This is a genomic window from Yimella radicis (genome assembly GCF_054778255.1).
The window spans coordinates 371,779-386,420 of the sequence record NZ_BAAGZR010000009.1; the positions used below are offsets into that span (position 1 = coordinate 371,779).

General features: G+C 66.6%; 12 protein-coding genes and 1 riboswitch. Of the genes, 5 read left to right on the forward strand and 7 right to left on the reverse strand.

Annotated features, from left to right (window positions below):
• Positions 1–21: 21 nt before the first annotated feature.
• Positions 22–1,053, forward strand: a complete 1,032-nt coding sequence (locus tag ACYU8W_RS08865) for a TlpA family protein disulfide reductase (protein WP_499468374.1) — start codon at positions 22–24, stop codon at positions 1,051–1,053.
• Here the strand turns inward: ACYU8W_RS08865 and ACYU8W_RS08870 are convergent, their stop codons facing one another.
• Genes ACYU8W_RS08870 through ACYU8W_RS08880 form a run of 3 tightly spaced genes read right to left on the reverse strand, consistent with a single transcriptional unit; the run spans position 1,054 to position 5,098 of the window.
• Positions 1,054–1,827, reverse strand: coding sequence for a hypothetical protein (locus ACYU8W_RS08870; protein WP_499468376.1), 774 nt, complete (start codon positions 1,825–1,827; stop codon positions 1,054–1,056).
• Positions 1,828–1,883: 56 nt separating this feature from the next.
• Positions 1,884–2,570 carry an ion channel gene (locus ACYU8W_RS08875; protein ID WP_499468378.1) on the reverse strand — a complete coding sequence of 229 codons (687 nt, stop codon included), beginning with the start codon at positions 2,568–2,570 and terminating at the stop codon, positions 1,884–1,886.
• Positions 2,567–5,098 carry an FtsK/SpoIIIE family DNA translocase gene (locus ACYU8W_RS08880; RefSeq protein ID WP_499468570.1) on the reverse strand — a complete coding sequence of 844 codons (2,532 nt, stop codon included), beginning with the start codon at positions 5,096–5,098 and terminating at the stop codon, positions 2,567–2,569. Before ACYU8W_RS08880 ends, ACYU8W_RS08875 begins: the two co-directional genes overlap by 4 nt.
• A 471-nt stretch (positions 5,099–5,569) precedes the next feature.
• Positions 5,570–5,684: riboswitch (SAM riboswitch) on the forward strand.
• Between the two features lie 70 nt (positions 5,685–5,754).
• On the opposite strand from ACYU8W_RS08880, the gene ACYU8W_RS08885 reads away from it, so the two are divergent.
• Positions 5,755–7,140, forward strand: a complete 1,386-nt coding sequence (locus ACYU8W_RS08885) for an aminotransferase class V-fold PLP-dependent enzyme (RefSeq protein ID WP_499468380.1) — start codon at positions 5,755–5,757, stop codon at positions 7,138–7,140.
• Positions 7,141–7,221: 81 nt separating this feature from the next.
• On the opposite strand, the gene ACYU8W_RS08890 is transcribed toward ACYU8W_RS08885, so the two are convergent.
• A complete protein-coding gene (locus ACYU8W_RS08890; protein ID WP_499468382.1) occupies positions 7,222–8,904 on the reverse strand; it encodes a ribonuclease J in 1,683 nt (560 codons plus the stop codon).
• The gene (dapA, locus tag ACYU8W_RS08895; protein WP_499468383.1) at positions 8,901–9,788 is read right to left on the reverse strand and encodes a 4-hydroxy-tetrahydrodipicolinate synthase; all 888 of its coding nucleotides are present in this window, start codon (positions 9,786–9,788) and stop codon (positions 8,901–8,903) included. Before dapA ends, ACYU8W_RS08890 begins: the two co-directional genes overlap by 4 nt.
• A gap of 187 nt (positions 9,789–9,975) precedes the next feature.
• Here dapA and ACYU8W_RS08900 point away from each other — a divergent pair, with 187 nt between their 5' ends.
• From ACYU8W_RS08900 to ACYU8W_RS08910, 3 genes are read left to right on the forward strand one after another with little or no spacing between them, the layout of a single operon-like run.
• Entirely contained in the window at positions 9,976–10,788 is an 813-nt protein-coding gene (locus ACYU8W_RS08900; protein WP_499468385.1) for a thymidylate synthase, read from the forward strand.
• Positions 10,785–11,714, forward strand: a complete 930-nt coding sequence (locus ACYU8W_RS08905) for a dihydrofolate reductase (protein WP_499468387.1) — start codon at positions 10,785–10,787, stop codon at positions 11,712–11,714. The genes ACYU8W_RS08900 and ACYU8W_RS08905 overlap by 4 nt, the downstream gene beginning before the upstream one ends.
• Before the next feature lie 39 nt (positions 11,715–11,753).
• The gene (locus ACYU8W_RS08910; protein WP_499468389.1) at positions 11,754–12,917 is read left to right on the forward strand and encodes an LURP-one-related family protein; all 1,164 of its coding nucleotides are present in this window, start codon (positions 11,754–11,756) and stop codon (positions 12,915–12,917) included.
• 113 nt (positions 12,918–13,030) lie between these two features.
• Here ACYU8W_RS08910 and paaE read toward each other — a convergent pair whose 3' ends face one another.
• Both paaE and paaD read right to left on the reverse strand, forming a co-directional pair.
• Positions 13,031–14,146: a 1,2-phenylacetyl-CoA epoxidase subunit PaaE gene (paaE, locus tag ACYU8W_RS08915; RefSeq protein WP_499468391.1), complete on the reverse strand. Its 1,116-nt coding sequence runs from the start codon at positions 14,144–14,146 to the stop codon at positions 13,031–13,033.
• Complete coding sequence (paaD, locus tag ACYU8W_RS08920; protein ID WP_499468393.1) at positions 14,143–14,637, reverse strand: 1,2-phenylacetyl-CoA epoxidase subunit PaaD; 495 nt, start codon at positions 14,635–14,637, stop codon at positions 14,143–14,145. The genes paaE and paaD overlap by 4 nt, the downstream gene beginning before the upstream one ends.
• Between the last annotated feature and the right edge of the window lie 5 nt (positions 14,638–14,642).

The following is a 14,642-nucleotide window of genomic DNA, read 5'->3' on the forward strand; positions in this document are numbered from 1 at the left end:
TCCCGCTCTAGAATCGTCCTCATGCCTTCGGCCCCCTGGATCGTCGCCGCACTGCTGCTCGTGCTCGCGTTGGTGGTGAGTGCCGCGTTCAAGGTTCGTGACCCGCGCACGACCGAGGACGCCTTCCTCAGCCTGCGGCTGCCGGACGCACTGCGCTCCATGAAGGCGCCGCAGCTGCTGCCGTACGCCGAGTTCGCGCTCGCCGCAGCACTGCTGCTCGTGCCTTCACCGTTGTACGTCGTCGTGGCCGCGCTCGCTCTGGCGTTGTTCGTCGCATACCTCGTGGTCGTCGTCCGCGCCCTCGGGTTCGACGAGCCGGTCACCTGCGGCTGCTTCGGCAAGCTCGGCCTCGGCGAGATCGACAAACGCACCGTGGTCCGCAACGTCCTGCTGGTGGGTGCGGCCGCGCTCGCTCTGGTGGACGCCGTGCGCGGCGGTTCGATGATCGAACGCTTCACCGATTTCGGTGGAACCGAATGGGGTTGGGTGCTCGGCGTGCTCGCCGCCGTCGCCCTCACCGGGCTGGTCGTGCACGGGGGCAGCGCAGAGACGACCCCGGTTGCTGAGTCGCTCGAGGACGGCGAAGAGTTCGACTACGTCCGTCAGCCGATCCCGTACGGGGCGCTGATCGCCCGCGACGGCGAAACGGTCGCGCTGCACTCGATCGCGATGAGTAAGCCCGTCCTGCTGGTGTCGGTGAGCCTGGGCTGCGGTTCGTGCATCCGGACGATGGAGCACGTGCCGCCATGGGCAGCCGAGCAGCCGATGCTGCGCGTGGTGATGATCGCTGCGGGCACGCAGGCCGAGGACGCGCCCGACCTCGGCGAGCATGTCGAGTGGATGACCGACCCGAACGGCATCACCACACGGACGCTCGGCATGGTGTACCCGTCCGCGGTCCTGCTGGGCATGGACGGCCAACTGGCGGGTGGCCCGGTCGCCGGGTACGACGAGATCGAGTCGTTCCTGGCCGACATCGACGCCGAACTGTCCGAAGCGCAGGCGCAGTTCGAGGCCGCGCAGGAACAGCAACTGCAGGATCAATCCGTCTGATCAGTACCTCTTGGTGCGACCGATCCGCAGCAGCACCGCGACGAGAGCCGGGATCCAGCCGTAGCGGATTCCGAACCCCGCACCGAGGTCGATCAGTTGGGTGATTCGAGCGCTGAGGTCGCGGTTGACCGCGAACGTGGTGAGCACACCGGCGATCGAACCTGCGATGGCAACGAGCCCCCACACGGCGAAGAACAAGGCGCCGCGTGAAGCCGAGCGGCGCGACCCGGCCAGCGCGAGCAGCGTCCCGATGAACACCACGAGACCGAGCACTGCCAGCACGAGTCCGAAAATCAGAGCCGACGCGGGCTTGCCGTCGTACGCCCATGACATCTGGTCGAAGAACGTGGCGTGCGACCACAGATCGCGGACCACGTCGGAGCCGCCGGGACGCACGTCGTTGCGGATCATCAGCCCTGCGATACCCGCAACTGCGACGCTCGTGACCGCGGCGGCCAGAGCCGGTAGGAAGGCGCCGAAGCGCTTCTCCCCCGTGCCGTGCCCATCGGCCGCCGGGACGGGTTCGCGACCGACCGGTCCACCCGCGCCGTAGGTCGGCCGCGGCTGTGCGGGCCCGGAGTACGGATCAGCTGCTGCGGCTCGATGCCCGTACGGGTCGGTCGTGTGTCCCACCCCTGCCGATCGTCCGAACTCGTGGGTATCGTCGGCGCCGTTGACCTGTGGCGCGCGCCCGGTGGGCAGTTCGCTGGTGGAGTCCCGGTCGTCGCCCCAAGCGGGAACACCGGACGGACGGTCGGGGCGCTGGTCGGTCATCGTGTCCTCCGGGGTGTCGATGGGTGTCGATGGGTGTCGATGGATGCTGTCGTCGGTCAGCGACGGAAACGGGTGAGCGTGATGCCGATCAGTCGAGCGACCACCAGGGCGATGTAGTTCACGCCCGCCAACTGCTCCAACATCACTGCCGATCGAGCGTACGGCCCGATGGGCGTGATGTCGGACAACCCGGTGCCGGTCATCGTGGTGAACGACAGGAACAGCAACTCCATCCACGACAGCGTGCCGTTGTGAGACGACGCGAATTGGCTTGCACCCCAGATGTACTGGACTGTCGAGTACAGATGGGCGAATCCCCACGCGACGACGGTGAAGCAGGCTCCGGTGGCGAACAGTTCGTCGTTCCCGACGATGTCGTCGGCGAACATGTAACGGATGAGCGCGTAGGCCGTGTAGAAGAAGAAAATGAAGTGGGTGATGTCCGAGCCCACCATGAACGCTTCGTTGTCCGGCCAGAACAACGTCAGCACGGTGAACACCACAGCAGGTACGCCGACGATCAACGCCCACCGGGTGAGGGCCGGCGTCATCCGGACGGCCCCGACCGCGATGGTGAGCACCAGCAACTGGAACACCGAGAAGACCGTGCGACCCAGTACCGAACCGGTCAGGAACGGGTAGAGCAGGATCCCGAACAACTGGACTCCGAGCAGCACCCCACACGGGTGCACCCGCAGCATGCGCCAAAAGCCCGTCCCCGGGTTCTGTGCCGCCAGGGTCACTGGCGTCCGTTCTCCGTCAGCGCCCAGGCGTCCTCGTCCGAGCTCTCCTCGACCGGCATGTCCTGGTCGTAGGCCGAGTCGCCGGGCACCTCGTCGCCGCGCAGGCGTGCCATGGTGGCGGGCAGGTCGTCGGCCTTGACCAGCACGTCGCGCGCCTTCGAACCCTCGGAGGGCCCGACGATGCCGCGGCTCTCCATCAGGTCCATCAGGCGGCCGGCCTTCGCGAACCCGACGCGCAGTTTGCGCTGGAGCATCGAGGTCGAACCGAACTGGCTGTTGATGACCAGTTCGGCGGCCTGCAGCAGCAGGTCGAGGTCGTCACCGATGTCCTCGTCGATCTCCTTCTTGGGAGCCGTCACGGCGACGTCGTCACGGTAGGCCGGCTGCAGCTGACCCTTGATGTGGCTGACGATCTCCTTGACCTCGGATTCGGGCACCCAGGCGCCCTGCACACGGATCGACTTGTTGCTGCCCATCGGCAGGAAGAGCGCATCACCCTGGCCGATGAGCTTCTCGGCACCGGGCTGGTCGAGCACGACGCGGGAGTCGGCGAGCGACGAGGTCGCGAAGGCCAGACGCGAGGGCACGTTGGCCTTGATCAGACCGGTGACCACGTCGACGGACGGACGCTGTGTCGCCAGCACCAGGTGGATACCGGCCGCACGGGCCAGCTGGGTGATGCGGACGATCGATTCCTCGACATCGCGGGGGGCGACCATCATCAGGTCGGCGAGCTCGTCGACAACGACGAGGAGGTACGGGTACGGCTGGACGACGCGTTCTGAACCGGGCGGCGGCTGCACCTTGCCCGCGCGGACGGCCTTGTTGAAGTCGTCCACGTGCTTGTAACCGAACGCGGCGAGGTCGTCGTAGCGAGTGTCCATCTCGCGCACGACCCACTGCAGTGCTTCCGCGGCCTTCTTCGGGTTCGTGATGATGGGTGTGATCAGGTGCGGAATACCTTCGTACGCAGTCAATTCCACACGCTTGGGGTCGACCAGCACCATGCGCACCTCGTCCGGCGTCGCGCGCATCATGATCGATGTGATCATCGAGTTCACGAAGCTGGACTTACCGGCACCGGTCGCACCGGCGACGAGCATGTGCGGCATCTTGGCGAGGTTGGCGATGACGTACCCGCCCTCGACGTCCTTGCCGACGCCCATGACCATCGGGTGGTCGTTGCTGCGCGCGGCGTTGCTGCGCAGCACGTCACCGAGGCTGACCGTCTCGCGGTCGGTGTTCGGGATCTCGATACCGATGGCCGACTTGCCCGGGATCGGGCTGAGGATCCGGACGTCGGCGGACGCAACCGCGTACGCGATGTTCTTCGAGAGGGCGGTGACCTTTTCGACCTTTGTGCCGGTGCCGAGTTCGATCTCGTAGCGGGTGACCGTCGGGCCACGGGTGAACCCGGTGACCTGGGCGTCGATGTCGAACTGGTCGAACACCCCGGCGAGGGCGTCGACCACACGGTCGTTGGCAGCCGAACGAGTCTTGTGCGGCGGGCCGGCAGCGAGCAGGTCGCTGGAGGGGAGCGTATAGGTCACGTCGCCCGCGAGCAGCAGTTGTTCGGTGCGCTGCGGCAGCGGCTGGGTGGGCGGGGCCTCGAGCTTGGCAGGCGGTGCACCCGGCAACTGGACCGGCTTGTTCTTCTGCTCCCCCGCGGGCGTCGGCGCGTCCTGCGGAGGATCCTGCGGAGGATCCTGCGGCCTTGCCGCGGACTCGTGTTCGTCGTGGTCGTAGACCTCGGGTTCGGCCTTCTTCGCACGGCCGCGGCCGGGCTTCTCCGGGACGACGACCGCTGCTTGCTCGTAGGGCTCGTCACCGTCGAGCAGGTCGCCGTTCTCGTCGCGACGCGGCTTGCGACCGCGCGGCTTGCGGCGTCCGCCGTCGATGTTCTCGCCGTGCAGATCGAGCGCGACGGCGTCGACCGGGCCGTCTTCGTCGTTCTCTTCCAGCATGCGCCCGTAGAACAGGCGGTCGAGCAGGTGCCGCGCGCGGTCGCCGATCTGGTGCACCGGGGTGGCCGTGATAACCAGCAGGCTGAAGAACGCGAGCAGTAGGAGCAGCGGGACGGCGCCCCAGGTGGTGACAGCGGCAACCGTCGGGCTGGATGCCAGGAAACCGATCATCCCGCCGGCTGTTTCGAGCCCTTCGCGGGGGTCCGCGTCCGGCAGGCCCTTCGCGATGCTCGTGAGTCCGCAGACCGCGAACGCCAGCAGTGCGAGGCCGATGCTGATGCGGTTGGTGGCGTGGTGGCCCTTCGGCGTGCGCAGGATGTGCGCCCCGAGGCCGAGCAGGACGACCGGCAGCGCCAGGGAGATCAGACCGAACGTGCCTGCGGTGATGGTGTGGACGATGTCGCCGAAGAGTCCGGCGATGCCCCACCATTCGACGGCAGCGACGATGATCGCTGCGGCGATGAGCGTGAATCCGACTCCGTCTCTGCGCAGTTCGGGTTCGAGGTCGCGAGCACTTGAACCGACCCGACGTGCGGTGCCGCCGGCGACGTGAGCCACACCCATCCAGGTGCCGCGGACGGCACGTATCGGCAGCGAGGGTCCGCCGCTGCGCGGCTGCGGCTTGCCTTTGACTGTCGAACCCGTGGATTTACGGGCAGCGGGCCGGGAGGAAGCGCTCTTGGACGCCGGACGCGCGGACGACGAACGTCCGCGCGAGGCGGTGGACTTTGATGCGGTCTGACGGGTGGCCACCCCGGGAGGCTACGCGACCGTCACATCAATCTCACGGAGCACACGCGTAACGTTGATATTGTTGTCTCCGACCTTCCTCAAAAACCCCTCAGCCTCGGCAGACAACGAGTTCGATCTCCTCAGGAGCGGCCCAAGTCGGCTCTTCCTGCCTAAGCCTGTACTGGGACGAAATATGCCAACCGTTGAGCCGGTGGACCTATGAAGTACGCATGTTCCAGTACACGGTGCGACGTTCGGACGAGGGTTGCCCAGACGCCGCCCTATGTGGCATAGTCCGGATCAGGTCATGAGACTCAGCGATAAGCCCTGGCTTGCTGAGCGGCAACCCTCCACCGCGGTGGGGTGCTCCAGGTGACGACCGGGCCTTAGCCCGACCGGGTTACGGCAAGCGCGGATCGATGCACTCGCCGCGCCGCCCGTTGGGGTCGGTGCCGCTGCTCGTCGGTCCAACGACCGAAGGAGCACCGATGTCCGTCGCAACCGAGACCCTCACCTGCGCACCGCCGGCGGTTGAGTCCCGCCGGCTTCACCTCGTACCCGCGAATGTCCGGCCGCTGCCGGTAGAACAGCTACAGGGAATCCCGCTCACCGCTCATTACGAACTCGGGGTTCCGACCGTGCACCGAACGGTCGTCGACTTCGCGAACTTCGACCACGGCGCGACCGCACCGGCCCTGCGCTCGGTGGAGACGGCCGTCGCCGCCGTACAGCGCGTGTCCGGGTCGGTGCACCGCGGTGCCGGCCACACCAGCCGACAGACGACTCAGTGGTTCGAACAGGCACGAATCGAGGTGGGCAGGTTCGTCGGTGCCCGCGAGCACGACCATGTCGTTTTCACCCGCAACACCACCGATGCACTACGCCTGCTGGCCCACGCACTCCCCCGCCGCACACAGGTCTTCACCTGGGACTCGGCCCACCATGCCGCTCAGTTCGCGTGGACGGGACGCAACGTCCACCGGCTGCCGATCCCGGCAAGCGCCCAGGACGCCCTCGACCTGCTCACCGGTGCACTCGCGACCAGCACGGCCGACCACAAGCTCGTCGTCATCACCGGTGCCTGCAATGTTACCGGTGAGATCTGGCCGATCGCCGAACTAGCCTCCATCGCAGCAGAATTCGGTGCGCGCACCGTTCTGGATGCTGCCCAGCTCGCGCCGCACCACCGCGTCGACATCGATGAACTCGGCGTCGACTGGGTCGCGTTCTCCGGCCACAAGGCATACGCGCCGTACGGCGCCGGCGCTCTGGTGGGTCGCTCTGACTGGTTGGACGACGCCCAGCCGTACCTACCCGCCGGCGGAGCGACCCGCACCGTCACCGCTCGGACCGTCGAATGGAATGTCGGCCCCGCCCGCCACGAGGGCGGCACCCCGAACGCAGTCGGCGCGATCGCGCTGGCCGCCGCGTGCGCAACCTTGGCCAAGCATCACGAAGCCATCACCGCTCACGAGCAGGTCCTCTATACGCGGTTGCGTGACGGCCTGGAGTCCATCGATGGCGTCCGCCTGATTTCGGTACTGGGTTCCGATCGTCCTAACGTCGGGGTGGTGACGTTCACCGTCGACGGCTACGACTGCTCACTGGTCTCACAAGTGCTCTCGGACGAATACGGCATCGCCGTGCGGGACGGCAAGTTCTGCGCTCATCGCCTCTGCGACCAGGTCATCGGCGGCTGCGCCGTCCGTGCATCCATCGGTCTTGCCACGCAGCCGCACCACATCGACCGCCTGATCAACGGTGTTCGCAAGCTCCTCGCGCACGGTCCTGCGATGGATTACGTGCACACCGAAGGTGTGGGATGGAGCGCGCCACAGGACCCGCGTGATCTGAGCGAGCCGCTGCCCTGGTGACATCGACTCGCTAGCCCCGTTCGTCCCGGTGGTTCCGGCGCGTCGCTCGCAGGCTGACGACGGCTCAACCAGCGGGACAGGTCAGGCGTCGATGACGATCGGGATGATCATCGGCCGGCGGCGCAGTTTGCCACCGACGAAGCCCCCGACCGCACGACGGATGACCTGCTGCAGCTGGTGGGAGTCGTTGACACCCTTGCGGCGGGCCTCTTCGAGCGCGTCCTCGATCTTGGGTACCACCTTGTCGAAGACGTCGGTGTCCTCGGCGAAGCCACGCGTCCGGATGTCGGGGCCGGCGACGATCTGGCCGGTCGAGGAGTCGCGCACGACGATGATCGTGACGAAGCCCTCGTCGCGCAGGATGCGACGGTCCTTCAGCATGGTCTCGTCGGTGGCGCCGACGAGTGAACCGTCGACGTACACGTATCCACACGGCACGACACCGGTGATCGAGGCCTGACCGTCGACGAGGTCGACGACTACGCCGTCCTCGGCCAGCAGCACGTTGCGCTCGGGCACGCCGGTCGCGACCGCGAGGTCACCGTTGGCCACCAGGTGGCGCCATTCGCCGTGGATCGGCATGACGTTCTTGGGCTTGACGATGTTGTAGCAGTAGAGGAGTTCACCGGCACTCGCGTGACCGGAGACGTGCACGAGCGCGTTGCCCTTGTGCACCACGTTCGCACCGAGTCGCATCAGTCCGTTGATCACCCGGTAGATCGCGTTCTCGTTGCCGGGGATCAGCGAGCTCGCCATCAGGACGGTGTCGCCGTGACCGACGTCGATCTGGTGGTCGCGGTTCGCCATCCGCGACAACGCCGCCATCGGCTCGCCCTGCGACCCGGTGCAGATGAGCACCACCTGGTCGTCGCGCAGGTCACCGAGCTTCTTCGCGTCGACCAGGATGCCGTCCGGGATCTTCAAGTAGCCCAGGTCGGCGGCGATGCCCATGTTGCGCACCATCGACCGGCCGACCATCGCGACCTTGCGGCCGTGCGCCTCGGCGGCGTTCAGAATCTGCTGCACGCGGTGCACGTGAGAGGCGAAGCACGCGACGATGATGCGCCGCTCGGCCTTTGCGAAGACCCGCTCGATCGCCGGGGTGATGTCCTTCTCGGGCGTGGTGAAGCCCGGCACCTCGGCGTTGGTCGAGTCGGTGAGGAACAGGTCGACGCCCTCCTCACCAAGCCGCGCGAAAGCGCGCAGGTCGGTGATGCGGCCGTCGAGCGGCAACTGGTCCATCTTGAAGTCGCCGGTGATCAGCAGGGTGCCGCCGGGCGTCCGGACGAACACAGCGAGGGCGTCCGGGATCGAGTGGTTCACGGCCACGAACTCGCAGTCGAACGGACCGAGCTTCTCCCGTCCGCCTTCCTTGACCGCCATCGTGTAAGGCGTGATGCGGTGTTCCTTGAGCTTGGCCTCGATGAGCGCAAGCGTCAGCGTCGAGCCGATCAGCGGGATGTCCGGCTTCAGACGCAGCAGGTACGGGACGGCTCCGATGTGGTCCTCGTGCCCGTGGGTGAGCACGATGGCCTCGATGTCGTCCAGCCGGTTCCGCAGGTAGTCGAAGTCCGGAAGGATCAGGTCGACGCCCGGGTGGTCGTCCGGGAACAGCACGCCGCAGTCGACGACGAGCAGGCGTCCGTCGAATTCCAGGACGGTCATGTTGCGGCCGACCTCGCCGAGACCGCCGAGGGCGACGACGCGGACGCCGTTCTTGGGCAGCGGCGGCGGCGCGCCGAGTTCGGGGTGCGGGTGGCTCACAGAAGTCCTGCCTGGGTCAGACCGTTACGCAGCACGTCGCGGTGTTCGTCGGTGATGGGCAGCAACGGCAGGCGCACGTGGTCGCTGCCGATGATGCCGAGTTCCTTCATCGCACCCTTGGCCATGATCGCGCCCTGACTGGTGTTCATCAGGGCCTCGATCGCCGGGATCAGCTGGGTATGGATGCTGCGCGCGGTCTCCAGGTCGCCCGTGCCGACGGCGGCGATCATTCGGGCGAACTGCTTGCCCGCCACGTGACCGACCACGCTCACCACTCCGGACGCACCCATCGCCAACCAGGCCAGGTTGAGCACGTCGTCGCCGGAGAACCAGAGCAGATCGGTCTCGGCCATCAGCTTGGACGCCTCGAAAAGGTCGCCCTTCGCGTCCTTGACAGCCCGCATTTCCGGAATCTCCGCCAGACGACGGATGGTGTCGCTCGCGAGCGCCATGCTGGTGCGGCCAGGGATGTCGTAGGCCATGGCGGGCAATCCGGTTGCGGCACAGACGGTTCGGAAGTGCTCGATGATGCCGGGTTGCGTCGGCTTGTTGTAGTACGGGGTGACGATCAGCACGGCGTGCGCGCCCACGGCGGCGATGGCCTCTGCTGCTGCGACGGAGTGTGCGGTGTCGTTGGTGCCGACGCCGGCGGTGATACGAGCGCGGTCACCGACCGCTTCGACGACGGCCTTGACGGTGGCGACGTTCTCCTCGTCCGTGGTCGTCGCCGACTCACCGGTGGTGCCGTTGACGACCAGTCCGTCGTGGCCGTTGTCGACCAGGTGTTTCGCGAGCGCCTGCACTCCGTCGTAGTCGATGGACCCGTCGTCGTTCATCGGGGTCACCATCGCGGTGATCATGCGTCCGAAGGGATTGCTCGTCATGGATCCCAGGCTATCGGTGGCGGAAATGGCGATCGCGTTGCCACCCGCTCGGGGGTCCGGGTGGCAACGCGATCACCGGGTACATCGACACCGGCCGCAATCCGTTACAGACGCCTATTGTGATCTGGGTCACACCCGCGCAACTCGCGGTCGGTTGCTGTCCGAGGCCGCTGATAGCGTCCGAGTCATGCAGCAATACCTCGATCTGCTCGACCGAATCATGCGCGAGGGCGCCCGCAAGGACGACCGCACCGGCACCGGCACCCTTTCGGTCTTCGGTCACCAGATGCGGTTCGACCTCAACGAGGGCTTCCCGGTGCTCACCACCAAGAAGCTGCACCTGCGCTCGATCTTCGGTGAGTTGTTGTGGTTCCTGCGCGGCGACACCAATGTGAAGTGGCTGCAGGAGCGTCGCATCACGATCTGGGACGAGTGGGCCGACGAGAACGGCGACCTCGGACCGGTCTACGGGCACCAGTGGCGGTCCTGGCCGACGCCGTCCGGGCAGCACGTCGATCAATTGGCGAAGGTGATCGAGTCGATCCGCACCAACCCCGACTCTCGTCGCCACATCGTCTCCGCGTGGAATGTCGCCGAGGTCGACGACATGGCCCTACCGCCGTGTCACACGATGTTCCAGTTCTACGTCTCCCCCGCCGACGAGTCCGGCGAACGCAAGCTGTCGTGTCAGCTGTATCAGCGGTCGGCGGACGTCTTCCTCGGCGTCCCGTTCAACATCGCCTCGTACGCCTTGCTGACCCACATGGTCGCCCAGGTGACCGGGCTCGGGGTCGGCGACTTCGTGCACACGTTGGGCGATGCCCACCTATATGTGAACCATCTCGATCAGGCCCGCGAGCAGCTGACCCGGAGGCCGAAGCAACTGCCCATCCTGCAGTTGAATTCGCAGATCCGAGAGATCGACGCGTTCGAGTTGGACGACATCTCGCTCGAGGGTTACGTCGCCGACCCGAGCATCAAGGCGCCGATCGCGGTATGACGATCAGCATGATCGCGGCGAGGTCGCGCAATGGAGTGATCGGCCGCGACGGCGACATGCCATGGCACCTACCCGACGACCTGAAGTACTTCAAACGCACCACCATGGGTCACCCGATGATCATGGGGCGCAAGACCTTCGACGCGATGGGCGCCCTGCCCGGCCGCCGTTCGATCGTGGTCACCCGACAGGCCGGCTGGTCGGGCGAAGGCGTGGAGACCGCGTCCAGCCTCGACCACGCGCTCGCGATGGTCGGCGACGACGACGTGTTCATCGTCGGCGGAGCTCAGATCTACCAGCAGGCCCTGCCGTTCGCCGATCGCATCCTGCTGACCGAGATCGACGTCGAGGTCGACGGCGACACCTACTTCCCCACGCTCACATCCGACCAGTGGCGCGAAACATCGCGCGATCCGCAGGACGGGTTCGCCTGGGTGACCTACGAACGCGCCGTTCCGCGCGCCACGCTGGTGCTCGGTGATCGCGTCGGTCGCGGTGCCCGCGCGAAGATCGGCGCCTCGGTCGCCGTCATCCAGGACGGTCGACTGCTGGTCACCCGCCGCGAGGACAACTCGTTGTGGTGTCTTCCCGGTGGAGGCATCGATCCGGGCGAGACGTTCGCCGAGGCCGCGATCCGCGAGGCCTACGAGGAAACCGGAATCCAGGTCGAGGTCGAGTCGCTGATCGGCGTGTACACCGATCCCGACATCGTGATCCGTTCCCATGACGGGTCAGCCCATACGCAGATCTATGGAGTGTGCTTCCGGGCTCGGCTGGTGTCGGGTACGCCGGGGCTGTCCGACGAGGTGACCGAGGTCGCGTGGGTCGATGTGGACGAGGCGTCCCGGCTGCCGTTCATCCCGTTGCACCGGCGGCTGGTGAAGGCGGCGTTCGGTTCACCGGATGCTCCCCCGATCTTCGTGTGACCCACCCGTGCACGTAGGTGCTCGTGCGACGATGACGCAATGACTGACAAGGGCTGGCGGCCGGACCCCAAGGACCCGCGCAAACTGCGTTTCTGGGACGGCGACGAGTGGACCGACTTCACCAAACCGAACCCGGATGCGTCGTCCGCGGCGCAGTCGTCGCAACCCGCTTTCGGGGAGTCACCCGAACCCGGTCCGGTCCGTCTACCGGGCCACCGCAACGACTCGAGCGCGTCGCCGGCGGCGGCCCCCTACGCGGCATCGGGGCGCGGCCAGCAGGCTCACGACCCTTACGCCCAGGCACAACCCCGCGACCCGTACGCGCAGGCTGCCCCCAACGCGCAGGACCCGTACGCCCAGACCCCGGATCAGGCTGCGCCTGGCCAGAATTGGGGCACTCCGCCGCCGGCGCAAGCGCCGGGCAACGCACCCCACGACCCGTACGCCGCGGGTGCAAGCCAGCAGCCGGGTTACGTCCAGCAGCCCGGCCAACAGGGTGTCGTCGGTGCGGTCAACCGGTTCAACGACAGCATCGCCCAGGGGTACGGCGACCAGTCGTTCGGCGGGCAGATGAGCGGTCCTGCCGGTCATCGTCCGGCCGAAGCGGGTCGTAACGTATTCACCGAGAAGACTCTCGTTGTCAGCCAGAAGCGCAAGGTCATCGAGATCACCAACGAGTACACGGTCTACGCGGCCGACGGTTCGACGCTCGGGGCCGTCGTGCAGGTCGGCCAGAGCGGCATGCGCAAGGCGATCCGGCTGATGACCAACTACGACCAGTTCCTCACCCACAAGCTCGAGGTTCGCGACAACCAGGGACAGGTGCTGCTGCAGCTGACCCGCCCGGCGAAGGTCATGAAGTCGTCGGTGATCGTGCAGGACCCGCAGGGTCGTGAGATCGGACGCCTGGTGCAGCGCAACATGTTCGGCAAGATCAAGTTCGGCATCGAGGCGAACGGCCAGGAGATCGGTTCGTTGAACGCCGAGAACTGGCGGGCCTGGGACTTCGCGATGCTGGATGCTCACGGCACCGAGGTCGCCCGGGTCACCAAGACCTGGGAGGGGCTGTTGACCACGATGTTCACCACGGCCGACAACTACGCCGTGAACATCCACTACGACCTGCCCGAGCCGTTGAAATCGCTGTGCATTGCTGCGGCGCTGACCATTGACACAGCGTTGAAGCAGGACGAGCGGGGTTAGGGCCGCGCGACACCGCTGAGGCTCAACCACATCCGGCTGAGTCCTGACCGTCACCAGGTCTCGATCGCGCTCAGTCGCTAGCGCTCCCTCACTACTCGACCAGCGTGTCTTGGTCAGGCGTCATAGTCGAGGGTCACTTCGTCGGTGACGGGGTGGGACTGGCAGGCGAGGATGATGCCGGCAGCCACTTCGTCGGGCTCGAGGGCGTAGTTGCGGTCCATCGTGACCTCGCCCGAGACGACGCGCGCGCGGCAGGTGCCACACACTCCACCGGTGCAGGAGAACGGCGCGTCGGGTCGGGCGCGAAGGGTGGCGTCCAGGATGGTCTCGGCCTTGGACGGCATCTCCACCTTCGTCGTGCGACCGTCCAGGTTGACGGTGACGACTGCTTCGGCCGGTGCGGACCTGTCGACCTCGACCCGCTGTTGCGGGGTGGTGCCGTCATCGACGTGGAAGACCTCGTGATGCACGTGGTCGTCACTGACGCCCTTGTCGGACAACAGCTTCCGTGCGGTCTCGACCATCTGGAACGGGCCGCACAGGTACCAGTCATCGACGGTCTCGACCGGGAGCACCGTACCGAACAGCAACTCGAGCTTCTCGGCATCGATGCGGCCGTTGAGCCACTCGACATCCTGCGGCTCGCGCGACAGCACATGCATCAGGTGGACGCGTCCGGGGTACTGGTTCTTGAGGTCCTCGAGTTCCTCCAAGAACATGATCGACTCGGTGCGGCGGTTGCCGTAGACCAGCGTCACGCGGGAGTCGTCGTCCTCCTCGAGCGTCGAGGTCAGCAGTGACAGTACCGGGGTGATCCCAGAGCCGGCCGCAATCGCGACGTGGTGCCGCGCCTCGGTGTCCGACGGCGCAGAGGTGAACGAACCCAGCGGGGTCATGACGTCGATGCGATCGCCGACCTTGACCTCGCGGTTCAACCAGGTGGACATCAGTCCCCCGTCGACCTCGGCCGATCCCACACGAATCACCTTGCGGCGCAACGCTTCCGGGCGTGACATGCAGATCGAGTAGGAGCGACGGGCGTCCTCGCCGTTGATGGTGCGGCGCAGAGTCAGGTGCTGACCGGGCGCGAACCTGAAGTCGTCCGCCAACTCGTCGGGCACCGCGAAGGTCACCGCGACGGCGTTGGGGGTCAGGCGTTGGACGTCGACGACCTCGAGTTCGTGGAACTGGGCACGACGGCGGGTAGGTGTGGAGATGAGTGCGGTCACAGCGGCTTGAACTCCTCGAACGGTTCCTTGCAGTCCAGACAACGTCGCAACGCCTTGCACGCGGTCGAACCGAATTCGGATACGACCTGCGAGTGCGCGCTGCCACACACGGGACATGAGACGGTGCGCCGCGCGATCGTCAGACCGACCGGCCCTGCCGGGCGGCCCGCCGGGCCAGGCGGTGCGATACCGAACTGTTGCAATGCCTTTCGTCCGGACTCCGATATCCAGTCGGTGGTCCACGGCGGGTCCAGCACGATCTTGACCTGCGGCTCGAAGCCGCTCCGGGCGATCACCGACGCGACGGACGACGACATCGCCTCCATGGCCGGGCAACCGGAGTAGGTCGGGGTCATCATGACGTGCACGACGCCGGCATCGATGTCGGCCTCGAACGAGCGGATGACTCCGAGGTCGTCCAGGCTGATCACCGGGATCTCGGGGTCGGGTACGGCGCGAACCGCCGCTTCGACCTTCTCGATCCGGGACATCGTCA